Origin of the sequence: Paenibacillus qinlingensis (assembly GCF_013204845.1) — a bacterium.
Taxonomy (GTDB): Bacteria; Bacillota; Bacilli; order Paenibacillales; family NBRC-103111; genus Paenibacillus_E; species Paenibacillus_E qinlingensis.
Map to the genome: position 1 here is coordinate 315,457 of NZ_JABMKY010000005.1, position 19,306 is coordinate 334,762.

22 protein-coding genes are annotated in these 19,306 nt (G+C 42.6%); 15 read left to right on the plus strand and 7 right to left on the minus strand.

What is annotated here, in order from left to right:
* Positions 1–3 precede the first annotated feature (3 nt).
* The 4 genes from HQN88_RS13190 to HQN88_RS13205 form a co-directional block, all read right to left on the minus strand.
* Complete coding sequence (locus HQN88_RS13190; protein WP_173112211.1) at positions 4–237, minus strand: hypothetical protein; 234 nt, start codon at positions 235–237, stop codon at positions 4–6.
* Entirely contained in the window at positions 227–1,393 is a 1,167-nt protein-coding gene (locus tag HQN88_RS13195; RefSeq protein WP_173112214.1) for a Ger(x)C family spore germination protein, read from the minus strand. Before HQN88_RS13195 ends, HQN88_RS13190 begins: the two co-directional genes overlap by 11 nt.
* A complete protein-coding gene (locus HQN88_RS13200; RefSeq protein ID WP_173112217.1) occupies positions 1,380–2,897 on the minus strand; it encodes a spore germination protein in 1,518 nt (505 codons plus the stop codon). Before HQN88_RS13200 ends, HQN88_RS13195 begins: the two co-directional genes overlap by 14 nt.
* Before the next feature lie 140 nt (positions 2,898–3,037).
* Positions 3,038–4,432, minus strand: a complete 1,395-nt coding sequence (locus HQN88_RS13205) for an MFS transporter (protein WP_173112220.1) — start codon at positions 4,430–4,432, stop codon at positions 3,038–3,040.
* Between the two features lie 116 nt (positions 4,433–4,548).
* Between HQN88_RS13205 and HQN88_RS13210 the strand changes: the two genes are divergently transcribed.
* From HQN88_RS13210 to HQN88_RS13225, 4 genes are all read left to right on the plus strand, one after another.
* Positions 4,549–5,418, plus strand: a complete 870-nt coding sequence (locus HQN88_RS13210; protein ID WP_173112223.1) for a LysR family transcriptional regulator — start codon at positions 4,549–4,551, stop codon at positions 5,416–5,418.
* Between the two features lie 7 nt (positions 5,419–5,425).
* On the plus strand, positions 5,426–5,692 hold the full coding sequence (locus HQN88_RS13215) for a CD3324 family protein (protein WP_173112226.1): 267 nt from the start codon (positions 5,426–5,428) through the stop codon (positions 5,690–5,692).
* A gap of 132 nt (positions 5,693–5,824) precedes the next feature.
* Complete coding sequence (locus tag HQN88_RS13220; RefSeq protein WP_173112229.1) at positions 5,825–6,625, plus strand: class I SAM-dependent methyltransferase; 801 nt, start codon at positions 5,825–5,827, stop codon at positions 6,623–6,625.
* 205 nt (positions 6,626–6,830) lie between these two features.
* A complete protein-coding gene (locus tag HQN88_RS13225; protein ID WP_173112233.1) occupies positions 6,831–7,631 on the plus strand; it encodes a sporulation protein in 801 nt (266 codons plus the stop codon).
* Between the two features lie 186 nt (positions 7,632–7,817).
* Here the strand turns inward: HQN88_RS13225 and HQN88_RS13230 are convergent, their stop codons facing one another.
* Positions 7,818–8,063, minus strand: a complete 246-nt coding sequence (locus tag HQN88_RS13230) for a hypothetical protein (protein WP_173112236.1) — start codon at positions 8,061–8,063, stop codon at positions 7,818–7,820.
* 271 nt (positions 8,064–8,334) lie between these two features.
* Here HQN88_RS13230 and HQN88_RS13235 point away from each other — a divergent pair, with 271 nt between their 5' ends.
* Both HQN88_RS13235 and HQN88_RS13240 read left to right on the plus strand, forming a co-directional pair.
* Positions 8,335–8,565, plus strand: a complete 231-nt coding sequence (locus HQN88_RS13235) for a hypothetical protein (protein WP_173112238.1) — start codon at positions 8,335–8,337, stop codon at positions 8,563–8,565.
* Positions 8,566–8,760: 195 nt separating this feature from the next.
* Positions 8,761–9,699, plus strand: coding sequence for a helix-turn-helix transcriptional regulator (locus tag HQN88_RS13240; protein WP_173112242.1), 939 nt, complete (start codon positions 8,761–8,763; stop codon positions 9,697–9,699).
* Positions 9,700–9,749: 50 nt separating this feature from the next.
* Here HQN88_RS13240 and blaOXA read toward each other — a convergent pair whose 3' ends face one another.
* Entirely contained in the window at positions 9,750–10,553 is an 804-nt protein-coding gene (gene blaOXA, locus HQN88_RS13245; RefSeq protein ID WP_246320213.1) for a class D beta-lactamase, read from the minus strand.
* A gap of 146 nt (positions 10,554–10,699) precedes the next feature.
* Between blaOXA and HQN88_RS13250 the strand changes: the two genes are divergently transcribed.
* The gene (locus tag HQN88_RS13250; RefSeq protein ID WP_173112248.1) at positions 10,700–12,094 is read left to right on the plus strand and encodes an aminotransferase-like domain-containing protein; all 1,395 of its coding nucleotides are present in this window, start codon (positions 10,700–10,702) and stop codon (positions 12,092–12,094) included.
* Positions 12,095–12,319: 225 nt separating this feature from the next.
* On the opposite strand, the gene HQN88_RS13255 is transcribed toward HQN88_RS13250, so the two are convergent.
* Positions 12,320–12,826 (minus strand): alpha/beta fold hydrolase, encoded by a 507-nt coding sequence (locus tag HQN88_RS13255; RefSeq protein WP_173112251.1) that lies wholly within the window; start codon positions 12,824–12,826, stop codon positions 12,320–12,322.
* A gap of 233 nt (positions 12,827–13,059) precedes the next feature.
* Between HQN88_RS13255 and HQN88_RS13260 the strand changes: the two genes are divergently transcribed.
* The 8 genes from HQN88_RS13260 to HQN88_RS13295 all read left to right on the plus strand — a co-directional run bounded on the left by HQN88_RS13260 (position 13,060) and on the right by HQN88_RS13295 (position 19,279).
* On the plus strand, positions 13,060–13,395 hold the full coding sequence (locus HQN88_RS13260; RefSeq protein WP_173112253.1) for a DUF1801 domain-containing protein: 336 nt from the start codon (positions 13,060–13,062) through the stop codon (positions 13,393–13,395).
* A gap of 178 nt (positions 13,396–13,573) precedes the next feature.
* Entirely contained in the window at positions 13,574–13,861 is a 288-nt protein-coding gene (locus tag HQN88_RS13265) for a hypothetical protein (protein WP_246320215.1), read from the plus strand.
* Positions 13,862–14,871: 1,010 nt separating this feature from the next.
* Positions 14,872–15,342 carry a cupin domain-containing protein gene (locus tag HQN88_RS13270; RefSeq protein WP_173112255.1) on the plus strand — a complete coding sequence of 157 codons (471 nt, stop codon included), beginning with the start codon at positions 14,872–14,874 and terminating at the stop codon, positions 15,340–15,342.
* A 142-nt stretch (positions 15,343–15,484) separates the two neighbouring features.
* Positions 15,485–16,069: a TetR/AcrR family transcriptional regulator gene (locus tag HQN88_RS13275; protein WP_173112257.1), complete on the plus strand. Its 585-nt coding sequence runs from the start codon at positions 15,485–15,487 to the stop codon at positions 16,067–16,069.
* Between the two features lie 71 nt (positions 16,070–16,140).
* The gene (locus tag HQN88_RS13280; RefSeq protein WP_173112260.1) at positions 16,141–16,896 is read left to right on the plus strand and encodes a hypothetical protein; all 756 of its coding nucleotides are present in this window, start codon (positions 16,141–16,143) and stop codon (positions 16,894–16,896) included.
* Between the two features lie 57 nt (positions 16,897–16,953).
* On the plus strand, positions 16,954–17,799 hold the full coding sequence (locus HQN88_RS13285; protein ID WP_173112262.1) for an alpha/beta fold hydrolase: 846 nt from the start codon (positions 16,954–16,956) through the stop codon (positions 17,797–17,799).
* A gap of 249 nt (positions 17,800–18,048) precedes the next feature.
* Positions 18,049–18,735 carry an RNA polymerase sigma factor gene (locus HQN88_RS13290; protein WP_274319552.1) on the plus strand — a complete coding sequence of 229 codons (687 nt, stop codon included), beginning with the start codon at positions 18,049–18,051 and terminating at the stop codon, positions 18,733–18,735.
* Between the two features lie 79 nt (positions 18,736–18,814).
* Positions 18,815–19,279, plus strand: coding sequence for a VOC family protein (locus HQN88_RS13295; protein WP_173112263.1), 465 nt, complete (start codon positions 18,815–18,817; stop codon positions 19,277–19,279).
* Positions 19,280–19,306: the final 27 nt, after the last annotated feature.

Consider the following 19,306-nt stretch of genomic DNA (forward strand, 5'->3'; position numbering starts at 1 on the left):
CTCCTAACTTACTTTTAATTGTCCTAACATATAATCAGAGACTGATTTAAACAATTTGGTGTACAGGGACTCCACTGTTGGCAGTGTGTAGTGTCCGATCGGAATACAGTAACCTACAATTACAGCGGAGAGCAGAAGCATTGCTATAGCATCGTGATTATTTGTTTGCTTTCGTAAATATAGGAATTGTTTGATGCCATAACCTATAGACAGTACACAGATGATACTATTCAACATATCCATTTTCTCCTAGATTTTGAATCAATCCTATTTTTTCAATGGCAACATGAACATTTGTCTGTATGGGAATTGTTGGATAAATCTCATTCCAGTTATTTTTTATCCGATTCCATTCGTGGGGGTGATGTTGTTTAAATAGCTCGGAGAACCCTAAAACGTCTACTTTCAGCTCTTTTTGTAGGTGGTTCAAGCTTTTCTGGATCATCTGTTCCATGACCTTGGAAGCCTCTTGCTCTAATTGATCGATTGTATCCGGATTAGCAAACGGTAGAGGTTCGGTTATTTCTCCTATTGTTGAAATGAAATCTAGATGAATATCTATGCTGGGTTTACCGTTAACGAAATTGCTTTGGATGAATTTCTTTTTAACTTTAAAAAATAATGTCACTTTATTAGATTTAAAAGGAATCGTTTCGTTGAAAATTAGGCTGTTCCATTTCTTTTTCTCTGCCAATAAGTGAACAACTAGAACATCGGATCCCTTCAACCAATCCGTCATTTTATCCTTGTTTATGACTGCAGCACCGTTAAAATATAGAACGTCTCTAGATTTACTTTGCTTCGAAGTACTCAACCTTCCTACTACATAGCCTCTGTATGGATTAATACTCCAATTGGCAACATCTTGTATGATCTGACTAATACTTTTTCCCCACTCTTTTTCATTTCGAACTTTTCCCTGCAAATCGTTGAAAAGTAAATCTCCAGTTTCCGATTTTAAGTTTAATACGTCTGCAGCATTGCCATCATTAATGAAAAGATAACTGGTAAGCCGGACTTGCCGATTCCTTGTTATGAAATCCAGTATTTCATACAAAGAATGACGTGCTGCATTTTCGCCAACGAGAATAAATTTATTGTGCTGCCATGTTAATGTTTTGCCTGCGCGGCTTCGTAAATTTTTGGCGGATTCCAAAATAGAGCTGCCGGTTGCACTTGCAACCCACTCAGAAAGCCCACTCGTTTTATCGGTACTTTTTGCTGATGGAAGCAAGCAATAGGCCGTAAATACATACTTATTCTTATCGAGATCATAATCTATCCCCGTTGCTGTAACTAAAGCTATATCGCTAATTTCTATCCTATCCTGTGTACATCCCACTAGGAATAAGGAGATAGAACACAAAATCACATATAGGTTAGTCCTTTTCATAGTTCTGCTCAACATCCTCCAAAAGTAGTCCTTCCTTGTTGTGAGAAGCACCTGCCATTTTGTTTTCCCCCTTCCTATTAGATCTGTACCTGACTGGAAGGAGAACATACTTCATCACATTACTTCTTAAGCTGCTACCATCATTCGTGACCGCTAAAAAAGGGACGCCAAATGATTGTAAAGAACATAGATGCAGGATAAGTATGAACAAGGACAACGAAAGTCCAAACACACCACAATAAGCTGTAAAAAGCATGACAGGGAAACGGAGCATACGTAACGCGATAGCCGTGCTAAAGGATGGAATAGCAAAAGAGGCAATTCCTGTCATTGCAACTACAATCACCATTGGACGGGATACGATACCAGACTGTACAGCAGCTTCCCCTATAATAAGTGCGCCGACAATGCTAACGGATTGCCCAACAGCACGGGGAAGGCGAAGACTGGCTTCTCGCAGGAGCTCGAAGGATGTTTCCATGAGGAGAGCTTCCACAAACGTAGGGAATGGAATACCTGCTTTTGAGGAGATAAAAGTCATCATTAATGGGGTGGGAATCATCTCGAGATGAAAGGTCGTCAAGGCGATATATAAGGAAGGTCCAAACAAGGATAGAAACAGACTGATCAAACGAATGATCCGCAAAAAGTTTGCGAAATAGAACCTTTCATAAAGATCTTCACTGGGGTGCAGCATTTCAAAAAAAGTGGATGGCGTAAGTAAAACAATGGGTGTACCATCCGTTATAATTCCTATTTTCCCCCTAGACAGAGCTGTAGCCACTCTATCTGGTCTTTCTGTCGTGACAAGCTGAGGAAAGGGGGAGAACGTACTCCCCTGAATCAACTCCTCAATTTGCGTGTTAGCAATTAAAAAATCCAATTGAATGGATTCAAGTTTATGCTGTAAAGCAGTAAGAATATCTAAATCAACAAGGTTTTCAAGATATAGAATCATGACTTTTGTGTTGCTTTTCTGCCCAAGGACGTACAATTTTGATTTTAGGTCTGGCGTCTTAAGCTTCCTGTACACCATACTCAAATTTTTATGTAGATCTTCAGTAAAGCTCTCTCTTGGACCACGCACATTGATCTCGATTTTCGGCTCTTCGATAGGACGAGTCTCATATCCTGGAAGTAACATGCCATAAGCTTCAGTATGGTCTTCAATTAATACTACAAAACCAGCATCTGTAATTAAACTTACGATATGTTCAATGTCTGTTATTACATGAATAGTTCCAAGTGAGTAAATTGTTTCTAGTATGGATTCACAAGTTAGTTTCGACATGTGACGCATGTCTTCGTTAATTTTACGAATGATATGTTGATTCAAACTTTTTTCATCGATAAGGACATCTAAGTAGATGATGCAAGCGTGTATAGTTCCTTGTTCTCCTGTGAATTTACGTATGACTAAAGAATCACTGTTTGAGAAAATGTGTTGGATTTTTTGCAAATTAATGAGAATGGAAGAATTAATGTTATCTATCGTCAGTTTCATAAACAAGCCCTCCGTAAACCCTAAGGAACTATTTGAATGAAACGAATAAGATAAGAAGCAACCGTTTCTCATTAATTATCCTCTTGCGGCACCCAAATTATACCTTCTGTTTAGTAAAAATGCTCAGCATGATGGCTGATTTACGAATTCAGAGATGCTTCTCTTGGTGATGATTCCAAGCGTCTCCGATTCAAGAATAGTAGACACATGGCAATGACTGTAAGAATAATCCCGAGTATTCGTAAACCACCCGCGCTGAATGTATCGCCCATTACAATGCTGATTAATAAAGAAGAGAGAATGGTGCCCAGATATCTGGATGTATTGAACAAACCGGAAGCTACCCCAATGATTTCTTTCGGTGAGCTTTGGAACAAAACAGCTTGCATCCCGACATTATTCAAGCCGTTGCTGATTCCGAACGCGGCTAAAGCCAAACATATACTGAGCATCGGAGACGTTGGCTGCCAGGTTACGATCCATATAGACCCAAGTGTCATTAAAATTGCGGATAGCCGCAAGGCTGGTCGAGGTCCTGATCGATCAATCCATCGTCCTGCCAGAGGAGATACGACGAGTGAACATAAGCCTAGGCTTAACATAAGAAGTCCTGTGTGGAACTCACTGACATGGCGTACCATTTGCAAATAAGACGGAAGCCCGAAAAAAAGTGAGTAAAATAGTACGTTTACGAGCATGAATTCAATATTGACCCTCGTCATTGCCGGATACTTGGCGAATGTGCGCAAAGGAATAAAGGGAGTTGCCGTTCTTAGCTCATGCCGTACGAAAGCCCCTAGTGAAATGAGGCCAACCAATCCCACGCTGACATGCTTAATGGAAATGTGTCCAACTGATTTGGCAGACAGTACGCCAACGAGTAGCCCAACTAGGCCCACTGTGAAAAGTAGAATCCCAGACGCATCGATGAACGCCAACCATTTTCGCAAAGATAGCTTGGCTGTGAGGGATGTTGGCTGTTGGTCATTGGGAATGAATCTTCTCGCGAGTAGATAGCTCGCCACAACGAACGGAATATTGACGAAGAAGATCGCCTGCCAGTCCCACCAGTGAATCAAAGTTCCGCCAATGAAAGGGCCAAGTGCTGCAGCTCCCGATAGAAATATGGACATGACGGATAGCGCAGTCGCTTGTTTCTCCGTAATATGAACCCGCACAATGGCCATGCCGACGGCAACCATCATGCTTGTTCCTATCGCTTGTATAATGCGAAATACAAGGAGCACCGCGAAGTAAGGTGATAGCGGAGCTAGTAAGGAAGCAATGAAGGAGATAACCAGCCCAGCAAGAAATATTTTCTTGCGACCGAATAAGTCACTGGCTTTACCCATGACAGGCTGCGCAACAGCACTCGCCAAGTAGAAAACAAATATGATCCAGGACACCTCTGTGAATGCAAGTTGGTACACATGTTGCAACCTTGCCATAGCAACAGCAATCATCGATGAATTCAAAGGGTTTAGCAGCACCCCCAATCCAACTGAAATTAACAACCATTTATTGCGATCATTCATGTCTGACACCCCCTGTTTACTGATGTCATCGTAATTGAATTTCATTATTTATTCCAATGACTTTTATGTTATGATTTCATTGATTATAAGGAATGAGTCGGAGGCGGCGATGCATTATGGAACTACTACAATTACAATATTTCATCACGGTTGCTCGATTGGAACATATGACTGAGGCTGCACAAAGCCTACATGTTACCCAATCATCCCTTAGTAAAACCATTCAACGTTTGGAAGAGGATCTTGGCGTGCCCTTATTCGATCGTATTGGAAGGAAGCTGCGATTAAATGAGTTCGGCAGTAAATTTCTTCTGCGCGCTGAGAGGGCATTGTTTGAATTGGAACAAGGGAAGCAGGAGCTTAGTGATTTATCCAGTCCAGACCATGGCGCGCTCGAATTGGCAGTTACTGCCGCAAGCACCTTGCCCCAAATCCTTCGAGCATTCAGGCAAAAGCGTCCTCATCTTCAATTTCATGTACAAATGCTAACCACACAAGAAATGGTTACACTTCTTCATCGAGGAGAGGTTGATTTTTGCTTGTCGTCGCCACCCGTTCAAGGGGATGATATTGTATGTCAAATCGTGTGTATGGATCCAATTCTATTAGCTGTTCCTTTGGGGCATCGACTAGCATGTAGAACCAGCGTTTCTTTAAGCGAGCTAAGGAATGAATCGTTTGTTGGTGTAAAGAAAGGCTATGGTACCCGAGATTTAGTAGACTCGGTATGCCATTCAGTTGGATTCGAACCAAAGTATGTATATGAGGGAAATGAACCTGCAAGATTAAGCTCGCTTGTGGAAGCTGAAATCGGCCTTGCCTTCCTACCGAGCTCAGCAAGGAACTCGCGTGAACAGATTACCTATCTACACGTAGAAGACCATGAATTAGTGCGGGAAATTGCTTTATTATGGCATAAGAGCCGGTACATCTCCAAGGCTGCAGAGGAATTCCGTGAAGTCGTGGTGGCTTATTTTCAGGAGTAGAGCTAGCATGAAATATGTAAATGCGGAAACTATCTTTCCACAAGAATTAATTGAAGAAATACAGAAGTATACACAGGGAGGAATCATCTATATCCCAAACCCCAAAAGATCACATAAGAAATGGGGCGAAAACTCGGGGAGCAGGGAATATTTGAATAATCGGAATGAAGAGATTCGTGTGAAATTTGCAACTGGCGTTTCTATCGCTCAACTTTCTGATCTTTTCTGCCTTTCCAGTTATAGTATTAAAAAAATCATTTATTCAAAAAAATAAAGATTCATGGGGTCACATCGGAGTATTCTGGTGTGACTTTTTATATAATATTTATTTTCTAGTTGATTAGTACACTCTATAAATCTACCTTCCTTGTTATACTTAGTTATAACGAGATATGGGGGGAACCAAATGAATAAGGATGCTGCAATAATTAAGAATAGTTGGAACGAATGGTCTGAAACTTGGTATCAAAGATATAGAGGTGATGATGCTATTTCAAAAATAATCAAGGCTCCTGCATCAGCATTTCATCATAAAACTTTTTCGATGATCCAACATGCATTGCAGAATTTGCAAGACAAGCGCATATGTGTTCCTTCAAGTGGCGATAACCATGCCGTATTCGCTTTTCATTTATTGGGAGCACAAGTAACCTCATGTGATATTTCTGAAAAACAAATGGAGAACAGTTCTTATATCGCTCGTAAACATGGTTGGAATATTGAATTTATTTGTGATGATACAATGAGTTTAAGCAAAATTAATAGTAATGAATATGATTTTGTATATACTTCAAATGGTGTCCATGTTTGGATCAATGATTTAAAGGCTATGTACACAAATATCCATAGAATACTCAAACCCAGTGGTTCCTATATCATGTTTGATATTCACCCATTCTTACGTCCATTTGGTATCAAAGCAGCAAAGGACATAAAAGCAGTAAAACCTTACGATTCAACAGGTCCTTTCGGAGATGTTCCAACCTTTAAATGGCGTATGCAAGACATATTGAATGCAATGATGTCATCAGGGTTATGCATTAACCATATGGAAGAAATGTATGCTGAAGACGGTTCGTTTTGGGTTGACGATTCCAAAGAAGACGTAGATGCAATGACACAACAAGAGCTTGATGAATTATCGAATTGGAAATCAAATACATTGGCTGCTCTTCCGCAATGGTTATCGATACAGGCTACTAAATAAAGGGATTGTAGAAAGTGATATAAACTTTAGTAGATACTCTTTACAAACGAACGTACATTCCGTATTGTAAATATGGGTGGATTTCCCATCCTTTTGAAACAGAGTATGATTGGGGAAGTTGGAAGGATTTTTCGATTCAAGATTTAGATGACTATGCAATCGGTTTCGGTTCGGGTAATAAACAATTCGAGGGAGAGAAATAACTATGTCCTTTTTTAAGAAAATGATGGCAAAAGTAGGGATTGGGAACATTGATTTCGATACGCAGTTCCACACGGAGGCTTTCGTTCCAGGAGAGCTGGTAGAAGGTGTTATTATCGCCAAAGGCGGCAGTGTAGAACAAAAAGTGGACAAAATTTATTTTAAAATTATGACACAATACCGCAAGCCCTCGCCCTCTGAGAGCGATCCGAATCGTATGTTGACAGAATCGGTTGAGATCGCCAATATCCTGTTGGGAGAAAGTTTGGAGTTTGCACCAGGACAAACGATCGAAATTCCCTTTTATTTCGTGCTGCCGCATGAGACACCCATCTCAATTGGGGTAAGCCCGATCTGGATTCGTACAGGAATGGATATTGACAACGCTATTGATCCATCCGATCGAGATGATATTGAAGTATTGGCTCATCCGCACACTTCTGTTATTTTCGAAGCGTTGGAGGAATTGGGCTTTCATTTACATAAAGCAGAAAACGAATACTTTCCGCAAGCTAATTATTACCTGCCATTTATTCAAAACTTTGAATTTGTGCCCTATAAAAATAGCGAATATGGCCGCTCGGTTGAAGAGCTGGAGCTTGTATTTTACCCGGATAAAAACGGGGTTAAAATTCTCTTGGAATTTGACCGTAAAGCGCGCGGTTTTAAAGGACTTTTAGCAGAAATGCTGGATATGGATGAGTCCCATCACCGTTATTATTTCAGTGCCGGAGAGTTGGAGGAAGGCGTTGAATCAGTAGCTGATCAGTTCCGAGGCATTTTTGACCAATTGCTGGATGTGTAACGAGTTTCACTGGTGATAAGCACATAACAAAGTGAGAAGGCAGCCGACCTCATTGGATCGGTTGCCTTTTTGAAATGGCGGGATTGAAAAAGCATCGAGTCTAGATTCGATGCTCCAATGCAACTTGAATTATCCTAATTGAAGAATTTGGACCCGTCAGTAAACCAGCATCATTATCGACTGTTATTATGACAAATCCCATTTGATTTTATATTTAATTTCGTTGTAGAGCTCAATCTTAAACTCCTCTAGAAACTTCCATTTGATGCTGTCTAACCATTCCTCTAGCAATTCTTCTCGTTCTTCTTCATTCTGGGATTCATTAAATGATAATTTTTCTTCATCTCCATTTGGATACTGCGCTTTGAGCTTCTCAATCTCTTCAATATCAAGTAGAGACAATACACTTTCGACTAGTGATCTCTTTGACAAAATAAACACCTCCTAAAATATGGATATACAATCTATATAGTATATGGAAGTTTTTAGTGAATTCTTGTACATGGATACTAGTAATTAGTGGATTTTTTAAATAGTTTTAAGAGATCAATTAGAGATAATAAATTAAGGTGATAAGCCATTACTTACATGTAATTTAGCTCGAACAACCAAGGCAACGCTTAGATTATTTTGGTGTTGTGAATGAGCAGATCGTGTATAATTATAACCGTAAAGATGGGCTCAACTCATAAAGGGGATAATAATGGACGAAGAGGATATCAAGCAACGCATTAAAGATTACCAGCAGGCAGACGGAGTTCGTCATCTTACTTGCGGGAACAACAGTAAACACGAGAAACTATACCCTAAAGTTCTTGAACAAGGTTTGGTTCTTCTTTGCCCTAATTGCAAGTATACTCAGACTTACATCCCTGATCTCTTTTTTGATGATGGTTTTTATGAGTGGCTGAGGGGCATGAAGAGCTTGATTTAGGGAGCAGAATTAGAGTTGAAATAGGGAGAGATTTATTAAGGGAAAAGGATGCCGGTTAAGATACGGCATCCTTTTTATTGTTATTCATCAGTGGTTATTGTAGGGCACCATCCCTGACAACAATATGGCAAGAAGAAACTGGGATTTTTTGATACAATTGATTTAATCTACTATTGCATACAGGGAGAGAGTGGTTTGAAAATTCAGAGACTGCTTGGTATTACAATGCTTCTACTAAGTCAGCGGCGGGTTAACGCCCAAACCTTTGCCGATAAGTTTGAGGTGTCCCTTCGGACGATTTATCGTGATTTGGAGACGATTAATACCGCAGGTATCCCTATCGTATCGTTCACTGGATACGATGGAGGTTATGAGATTATGGAGCAGTTCCGAATTGATCGGCAAATCGTGACGTTTGACGATTTGCAGTCGATTCTGGTTGCACTAAAAGGTGTTCAAGCATCTCTTGACGATAAGGAGATGGATGATTTACTGACCAAAATCAAAGCGCTTGTAGTGAGATCTGAACAAAACCAAATGGAAGATTCAGGTGAAACACTTATTTTCGATACGAACCTTTGGCATGGCGGAAGATTGAAGGATAAATCCATGTTAGTCTTACTGCGTCAAGCCTCTAAGAACAGAAAGGTTGTATCATTTTTATATACCAATTCGGATGGTGTCGGGGAACAGAGGGAGGTCGAACCCATTGGGATTGCCTGGAAAGGTTATGCATGGTACTTGTACGCATATTGCAGGCTACGCAATGATTACCGGACGTTCCGACTCTCAAGAGTAAGCGGCTTACGGATCCATTTGGAGCATTTCGCAACCAAGGGTGTTGGAATGAGTGAGCTAGACGCGCGATGGGGAAATCAGGAGACTGGCCCATCTGTTCCGTTATTGCTACATTTTCGAGCACGGTTAAGAGTAAGGGTGGAGGAAGCCTTCGGTCTGGACAATATAGAAATTCAGGAAGATGGCTCCCTGGTTGTCAGAACCAGCTACCCTAATAATCATTGGATGTACGGAATGATCCTTAGCTATGGACCGGATGTTCGCGTACTTGAACCCGCCTTTGTGGCTGAGAAGATTAGAATTCAAGGAGAGCAGATCGCTAATAATTATAACTGAGAGCCTCACAGCAGCGAATAACACCCTATAAATGAAGAGTTAGAAGCTGCTTACAAAATGCGGAGGTATTTCAAGGCCTCCAACGTGACCGTCTTTGCGGTTGTCCCGCTGCTATCTACGTTAGTAGCGAATATCCAGTCGGTTTTACCACGCTCCACATAGCCCACATACCAACCGAGGCCCATGTCGGATAACCGCGTGCCGGTCTTGCCATGCACCGTGTAGTTGTCCTGGTCATTATCAATCATGATGCGCTTGACGGTTTTCATAGTCTGTTCTTGGAAGGGCAGTGTCTCCTCCACTAATTCTTCCATGAAGTTGATCTGCTCTTCTGCCGAGATCTTCAGCGAGTTATTTAGCCAAAAGGTATCGATGCCTCCGCTAATATCCATATTACCGTATTGAATACGCTCTATATTGCTCTTCATCCGCTCGGCTCCAATGTCCCGTGCCATCGCTTGGTAATACCAGATTGCGGATGCTCGCATTGCTGAAGCCAGTGTATGGTCTCGGTTCCATACCTCGAACGGCCGAACGATGCCATCCCATCTCTTTACGTCATATTCGTCACGCACCGATCCCACCTCGAGACCGATAAGCGCGTTTGGCACCTTGAACGTTGACTCTGGCGTGAAGCGCTGTCGGCTCCTTTCGGGATAACAGACGTATATGCGGTCTGTCTTTAAGTTTTTGATGATCAATGTTCCCTGAGCGTCATGGAACATCTCCTCGCAAGGGAGTTTTGTATCTTTCGGGGAGGCATTCACGGAAAGTACTGCACTGTCCGTTGTTGCTGCGAAAAGCAGGGTTGCAGACGTTAGGGCGATTTGGTATTTCTTTGTCCAGGTAAACAAATTGCATTCCTCCTTAGGCGTATTCATAATGGGTAACAGAAAAGCTCGTGCCGACAACACTGAGTATAGTTGAATTTGCGACTTGACTATAGTGCCGTTTACGGCGATTGTACCCGTACAGTTGGCATGAAGGAGTGAATAAGACGATGCTGTATGAAAAGATTGTGGAACAGCTCCTGCAGGAGATGAAAGACGGGAGGCGGAGGCCGGGGGATAAGCTGCCGTCAATCCGGGAAGGTGCGGAAGTGTTCGGTTGTAGCCGGAATACGGTGATTCGGGCGTATGCGGAGCTTGAGCAAAAGCACCGAATCTATGTTATGCCGCAGAGCGGCTATTATGTTGCGCATCGTCGCCAAGGCAAGGAGGAAGCAAGAGGTTCGGAAGAAGTTCGGGACATCATCGATTTCGTATGGGCGGGCCCAGACCGGAGCGCAATGCCGTACCGTGACTTTCAACACTGCATGAACGAGGCTATCGAGCGGTACCGTGAGGACATGTTCACATATTCAGAGGCGCAGGGTCTCGCTTCGTTACAGTTCCAACTGGCCAGGCATCTAAGGGACTTGCAGGTGTTCACGGTACCCGAACGAATCTATGTGGTGACTGGCTCCCAGCAAGCACTGCATTTGCTAGTGGGGCTGCCTTTTCCTAACGGCAAGAGGAACATCGTCGTTGAACAGCCGGTACATGCCGGCATGATCGAATCTCTGCGGGGATATGGGGGCGAAGTGCACGGAATCTGGTATGAGGAAGGCGGAGTGGATCTGGAGCGGTTGGAGGCATTGTTTCGAGACGGGGACATCAAGTTTTTCTACACTGTCTCGAGGTTACACAACCCAACCGGCTACAGTCACACGAACGAAGCCCGCAAGCGTATAGTGGAGTTGGCGCAGCGGTATGACGTGTATATTATCGAGGATGATTATTTAGGCGACTTGGACGGCGATACGAGGAACGACCCGATGTTCGCATACGATCCATCCGGCCGGGTCATTTATGTAAAAAGTTTCTCCAAAGTCATGCTTCCCGGTTTGCGCCTTGGACTGGCAGTGCTACCGGACGGGCTGCGGGAGGAGTTCCTGCGCGCGAAGGCTGCAGCCGACGTGCATTCGCCACTGCTAACGCAGGGGGCGCTCGAAGTGTTTCTAGAGAGCGGTATGTTCGCCGCTCACATTGGCAGGATGCGGGAGATCTACCGCCGCAAGGCGGTACTGCTGCAGGAAGCGTATCGAAAGTATCTGCCACCGGGAACAGCATACACCGTATCTTATTCTGGCTTCTATACCACGCTAGGACTGCCGGCTCCGCTGCGAGCGCAAGCGGTGGCTGACTACCTGGTGCAGCGAGGCGTGCTAGTCGATTCAATCCAGCACATGTACCTGCCGGAATTCAGGCAGGATGGTGTCCTCCGGCTGAGCGTCTCTCAGGTCGATGAAGGACTAATCGAGCCTGGCATTCGGGCCATCGGTGACGGAATTAGGGAACTGCTTAGGCAGCGCACGGAAGTGAGGTTTGTGGAGCGGGGGGTCATACAGGAATGAGATAATTTGGAATAAAAGCTTGGGATGAGCGGGATTCGTGATGAAACAAATCGAGTTTTCACACGGTGAAATGCTTAAATCGCTCAAAACAAGTTTGGAATCGGAACAAGAACGTCCTTCACAATGGCGGGCTTAAAAACGAAGAGCAATTGTTCAACAAACAGCAAAGAAACGGTAGCTAGTAAACGGCTGCCGTTTTTTTAGTGGAAGACTGTGTTGAAAAAATTACAGGAATTCAAGAACGCTGCTGTGAAACAAATCTGGATATTCGAAATTGATTAAGTGGCCGGATTTTGGGATGGTTTTTAGAATGGCATGCTCTATCTTTTCCGTCAGCAGAAGTGAATCTTCAAGATGAGCTAACCGATCCATTTCTCCAGAGATAATTAAAGTAGGGGTTTTGATCTCATGAAGCCGGGAAACGACATTGAACGACTGCTGTGCCAAGTATTGATTCTTCCATGCATAGAAGGGCTGCTGGTCAGGGTCATTCTCGTCATAGACAAGATAAGCAGCATTATCGGGTTCGTTTAAAAATGACGCAGAAAACAGCCAAGGGGCAATTAAATCAAACATTTGCTTGGTCGTGGCGCCTCCTTCATAGACGGATAGAACGGCATCCAAAAACAGTCTGGCCTGCTGGTTCATTACCGCAAAAGATGCTGCCAAAATTAGTTTTTCTACTCTCTCAGGATATGTAAGCACAAAGGTCTGTGCAATATTTCCGCCCACTCCAGAATAAGCGATCTCCCCCAAGCCCGCTTATCAAGACAAACGGCGGGCCTTCTCCATAAGTTTCGTAGTAAAGTGAAATATTGTTGCAGGTAATCGTTGGCATATTCGTAATCCTTTCATTTATGCATATTCGCAATCCCTCCTTGATTATTTACCTCATTGACGGGATATTCAAGCAACAGTATACTTTTAGCGAGAGTAAAATAATACCAATTGGAGGGATTTAAAGTATGAATCAGGAAGTTACGGCCTACATAGAAAATCTGCCGAAATGGCAAGCAGATATCAGTTCGACCCTGCGGAGCATGGTACTTGAGACTATTCCGGAAGCCCAAGAGCGTATTCAGTATAAGAAACCACACTTTCTGAAGAATGGACATTATGCAGCCGTCATTTCACCTTCCAAAGACGCGATTGCCTTTATGATCATGAATGCAAATGGAATTGATTTTCCCAAAGAATTCGAAGGTCCCGCTGAACGAAAGTGGATTAAATTAAAGGAAGGGAGCACGCCAGATCTCGCCACGTTGTCCGGGCTATTGAAGCAAGCCTCCGTCATGTTATAAATTCGACCGAGAGGGATATCGTTATGAATGACATTGCGCATTCTTACTGTCTATCCCATGACAGCATTAAGAAAATTGTTTATAAAACAAAGGCATAACAAAGGCTCATGTTGGATAAAACCAATATGAGCCTTTTGTTGTTATGTAAGAAATGAATAAAGGAATACTCTGCCTATAAATGATGCAATATTCACTAGCACATAGAATTCTAGGGCTTTATCCCGCACAAAGAGAGTTAGTCATTAAGGGTTACGAGAGCATAAGGAAACTAGATGATAATTGGCTTACAGAGTTGGAAGGGTTTGCGGTGATGGTAATGATTGAAAATTATTGTCACCATGCCCCCGATCCTAGGGAAACCGAGGGACTGATAGCAGAACAACCATACGCACAAGCTATAATGAAAAATTACTTAAATGGTGAGCCATTTCTATTTCATGTTATTGAAGTTAACGATGGTATATAGTATCTAATAACTATCAAGGGTTGACCAGAATATATCACTATGTCGGCAAACAGCTAATGAGGCAAACCGCCTGAGCACTCAAACATATCGGAGTGCATAAGACTGCGAAGATGCCGCATGCAGACCGGCAAGCGTTTGCAATACGATAACATCTTGCATTGCATTCGGGATCAGCAGTCGCACCTTTGCCTCTCTTTGGAGTCAGCTTTTGTATCACACGCTCAAGTTTAGTAAATAGTCGTTTAAGGGCAAATTGGAGCGATTTATCGATGCTAATCTTTAAAGTTGTACCGTCTTTGAATCTTATTTTTTTTGTGCGTGTGCAAGAGCACCCACATTGACAGCCGCTTTCAAGTCTAACGGGAACGATTGCTTTCTTATTAATGAATCCTCTAGCAGTGATTTTGTCGTTCTTATCATGGAGAATAATGTTGGCACTGGAGACGCCATTCACTTGTTTACCAAAGGATGCAGTGAGTCTGCTGCTTGTACGATTCAGAGATTGTATTTTGAATGTTACTAAGTTACTTGCATTCTGCGTGATGTTTAGGAAGATGTCAGAGACACCTCGACTGGCGTTTAAAACTAATTCTATGTTTGCACTTAAGATGCCTTCTTGCTTGGATTTTATGCTTGCTGTTGCAAAAAGGGTGGTCGTTCCGTTGACTGTGCGTAGCAGTCCGGGCATAGCTATCACTCCTTCAATTCGATTGGTATACTCTCACAACATATGTGGAGCCAAAAGAGTCGGTGTGTGTGAATAACTAGAGCCCATCTCCCTTAGAAAGAGAACTATTTTAGGATGTAAATATTGGGGAATATGAAGTGATAACCTAGCGAAAATGAATGACAATCTACTATATGTACTTTGGAAATAAAATGATTAAATTTTTATTTAGCGTTAATTCCTCCCATTTGACGGATGCTCGAAAACCCAGTTATATTGTGTGGCAAGCGAACGGGACAACCTCGGTTCACTTAAATTCAGCAATATGAGGGAGCTTATTTTTATGAATCCGAACAACGAAACAAAGCAAGCGGCAATCATGCATGGTAAAGATTTAGAATGGTTTACTACTATGCCAGGGGAGCAAATGGCTATACGAATTCATAGCAGCCAAGTTGGCGGCGCCGTGACAATCATGGAAGCACGAGTACCATCCTTAAGCGGACCACCTAAGCATTTTCATAAAGATCGGGAAGAGATTTTTGAAGTACTAGAAGGCATATTCCGCTTTCATTGCGGCGACGAAGAGTTCGATGTCACTCCAGGAACTAGTGTTGTGGTTCCTCGCGGACTTCCTCACACATGGGCAAACATTGGATCAGAAACGGCACGCATCTTATTTACCTTTGCACCTGGTGGGATAGATGAGTTCTTCACCAAAATTGGGCTTACGCCGCCTGAAGGTTGGCAGGAATTATCTGAAAGCTATGACACATGGATCATTGGTCCTCCATTGCTTGCTGGTAAAAACTAAACATCTGATGACAGACTAGAGAATGATAGAACGGAGAACCTTAGGATGAGTAGAATTATATTGAGAACGATCGGTGCAAAATAATTCTTTACCGATCGTTCTCAATATGCTAAGATACTCTTCAGAAGGAGGAGGCGTTGGAATGGCCAGAAGCAAAGAGTTTGATGAAGATGCTGTTTTGCTTAAAGCCATGCGGTTATTTTGGGAGCAGGGTTATGAGAAAACATCCATGATGGACCTTGTCACACAAATGGGCGTTCACAAAAGAAGCATGTATGACACCTATGGTGATAAACATTCCTTATATATCAAAGCGTTAAAACGCTACAATGAAATGATAGAGCAATCCGTTAGAAACCTAGTCAATGGCGCATCTTCAGCCGAAGAAGGCATTCGTTTATTATTAGAAATGGCTGTTAATCAGGATAAAAATGAACTTCCTAAAGGCTGCTTAATGGTAAATACGGCCGTAGAGATGGCAACTCATGATCCTGAGTCAAAATTATGGGTTACACAGAACTTCACAAGCTCAGAGCAATTGATGCGTGAGTTAATTGAAGCGGGTCAGCAGAGCGGTGAATTGGATAAATCACTAGATGCTGAAATGTTGTCCTTTTATTTTAACAATGCGTATACCGGGCTATTAGTAATGTCGAAGACTACAGATGACAAAGAGAAACTATATAAAATTATTGAAACGACAATGTCCATGATAAAGAAGCAATAATTTTTTTTTGATAATTTGAGAATGATCATTCTCAAATAAAACACTGTTTTTATATAAGGGAGAAATTAATCATGACGAATCAACCTAACAACATTCAACATAAAAATGACTTGCTGGAACTAGTGCTCGAGGCATCAGGTGGACTTAAAAGGTGGTCGAATATTCAAACACTTACGACAAAGCTGGCTGCAAGCGGCCCATTCTGGGAACTCAAAGGCTACAAAGACGCTTTCCTGGAAGAGACTTTGCAAATCGACATCCAACGTCAGCACACTATCTTTACACCATGGGGCGAGTCCGACCAGCAAATAATCTTTGACGGTGAAGCAGATCGAGTTACCTTGCAATACACCGACGGTCAGACTGTAGAAAGCCGTACGAATCCACGTGCTTCATTCGCAGGCTACGACATGTTCACGCCTTGGGACAAATTACAAGTGGGCTATTTCCTTAGCTATGCGATGTGGAATTACCTTACTACACCATACTTGTTCACTTTCCCAGGAGTAGAGACACGTGAGATCGAGCCTTGGGAGGAAGAGGGTCAAACATGGCGCAGACTGCATGTAACTTTCCCTAAATCCATCGCCACACATACGGCAGAACAGACTTTTTATTATGACAGCGAAGGTAAGCTTAAACGTATGGACTACACAGTGGACGTAAACGGTGAAGCCGTTATCGCTCACTACATGGAGGCATACAAAACCTTCGACGGAATGGTATTTCCAACCCGACGCCTTGTTTACCCGCGTAATCCAGACGGTACTGTAGACCGCAGTTTTATTCCGATTATCATCGATATCCACGATATTACGATCGCTTAACTCGCTTAATTTTTGGCATTGCCTATAATCGAATTCAAAATAAAGGAGACTACATCCATGTCCCAATATACAGCTCCAACATTAACGGTTACATCTAATAACCAAACTACCTATGCGTATCGCCGTTTTGGCAAAGTTGGCACGACTCCTGTCGTGTTCCTGCAGCATTTTCGTGGCAATATTGACAACTGGGACCCGGCGCTAGTCGATGACATTGCCGCAGAGCGTGAAGTCATTCTCTTTGATAACAGCGGGGTAGGACGTTCTACAGGAACGGCGCCGCGAACGATAACCGAAATGGCCCGCGGCGGATTAGGCTTTATTGATGCTCTTGGATTGACAACAATTGACCTGTTCGGCTTCTCATTGGGAGGTTTTATCGCGCAAGAAGTTGCACTTCTACGTCCTCATCTTGTCCGCCGTTTGATTCTAGCCGGAACTGGCCCAGAAGGCGGTAGAGACATGCATGGTTGGAAGGATGACATTCGCAGTCATGCAATGAAAGATGTGCAAGGCGCTGAAGACATCTACTACCTCTTCTTTACTCAAACGCAGAACAGTCAAGCCAAAGGGCAAGAATTCGTGGGACGTATCTTTACTCGGTCAGAAGATCGAGATGAGACGCCATCATTGGCAACGCGTGATGCTCAGGATGAGGCTATTATTCGCTGGGGTATTCCTAATATGGGCAAGTTAGCACGCCTTATGGGAATCACACAACCGACTCTCGTTGCTAATGGCAACAACGACATTATGGTTCCGACCGTGAACTCCTATTTGCTGGCGGGTCATCTCCCTAACGCTGAGTTGATCATCTATCCAGATGCAAATCATGGCTTCCTGTTTCAATATCCACACGAATTTGCTAGAGAAGTAAATCGTTTCTTGAATAAAGCGGAATGATGTTAGACAGAAAGGGCAGGCCAACAGAAACTGGTCTGCTTTTTTTCATCATTTAAATGAACCATACATCACCAACTAGGGTTTACATAAAAATTTATTTGATACCATTGGCGATAGGTAATTCTTAGATAATGGATCCTCCCAATGAATAATTATTTCAAAAGAAGGAACTGGGCATAAGTGTAATGAAATGGTTTATAACTGAGGGATATCTGTTTTAAGAATCAGATAAAAGGGGAACAGGAATCCGTGATCGAATTCATAAGAATAGACTGGAAAGAAATATTGACTAAGTACAGTTTAAGAATAACTGGAAATCGATGGGACGCGGAGGATTTAACGCAAGATGCTATTGTAAAAGTGATTGAGGCAGTTCGAAAGAACCCGGAAAGACCAATTACGAAAGCCTATATGTACCGTATAGCGAAGAATACATGGATTGATAGTCAACGAGCACTCAAAATCCAAACGATACCGTTCGAACAAAATCATGAAACAGTGGCGCCTGATTCGTTGTTAACTAGTCGAGAGCTATTAGAGCAGTTAGCGGAACGACTTTCACCGTTGATGTGCGTCATATTGCTCTTAATGGATGTATTTAATTTTACGGCAAAAGAGACCGCAGTGTTCGTAAAGATGAAAGAAGCAACAGTACAAGTTTCCTTAGGACGGGCCAGAGTTAAGCTGAAAAAGTTAGCTCAAGAGTCAAATGATGCTAAGAAGAAAAGAGTCGTTCAACTAAGGAAGGAAACTGATGTTGATTTTGATGCGTTAGTTGACGCTTTCCAAAGACGCGATCCAAAAGCTATATATCGCGCTTACATCGGACTAGCGCAAGAGGGTATACTTCTGGCACAGCTTAAAACATTAAACGGGCAGATGCACTTTACGTTCAGAGATCCTGACGGTAATCTATTCAACGTCATCTCTAAATAAATATTTTTGGACTGTTTGGTTTTTGCTTCTTTCAACGTTTCTTGAATGGAGACACATTAACAATGAGGAGATGAGCGGGATGTCGGGAATTCTAAGAAATGCGTTGAAAGCCGTGTGTTCAATTTACGTCCCCGTTAGAAACCCTCTAAAGTCAGCGAAATGGTGGCAGCAGAATTTCGGGCTAGCGTATGCAGTTCCGTATAATGAAGCGGAGGCTCAAGTCATCTTAAAGTTGTCAGACGGACAATGGCTGCATTTGGTAGAGACTGAATGTCCAATTAATAATCAATTTCCGAATAAAGCCGGATATGAAATGTTCAGGATGACCTTTGAAGTGAGGCAGATCGAAGTGCTGTATGACCATTTAAAAACAACAGACGTACAAATTGACGGGCTAGAGGATCGTGGGAGTTGTGGCATTAATTTTGTGTTTTATGATCTAGATGGCAATAAATTTGATGTGAATGAATGTGTAAACGTTCATCGGACTCCTGAAGAAGTGGATAAAGTTAAAGTTCATTTATTCGACATGCTTAAGTGTTAAGTGTGAAGAGGATACTGTTATCTGGAT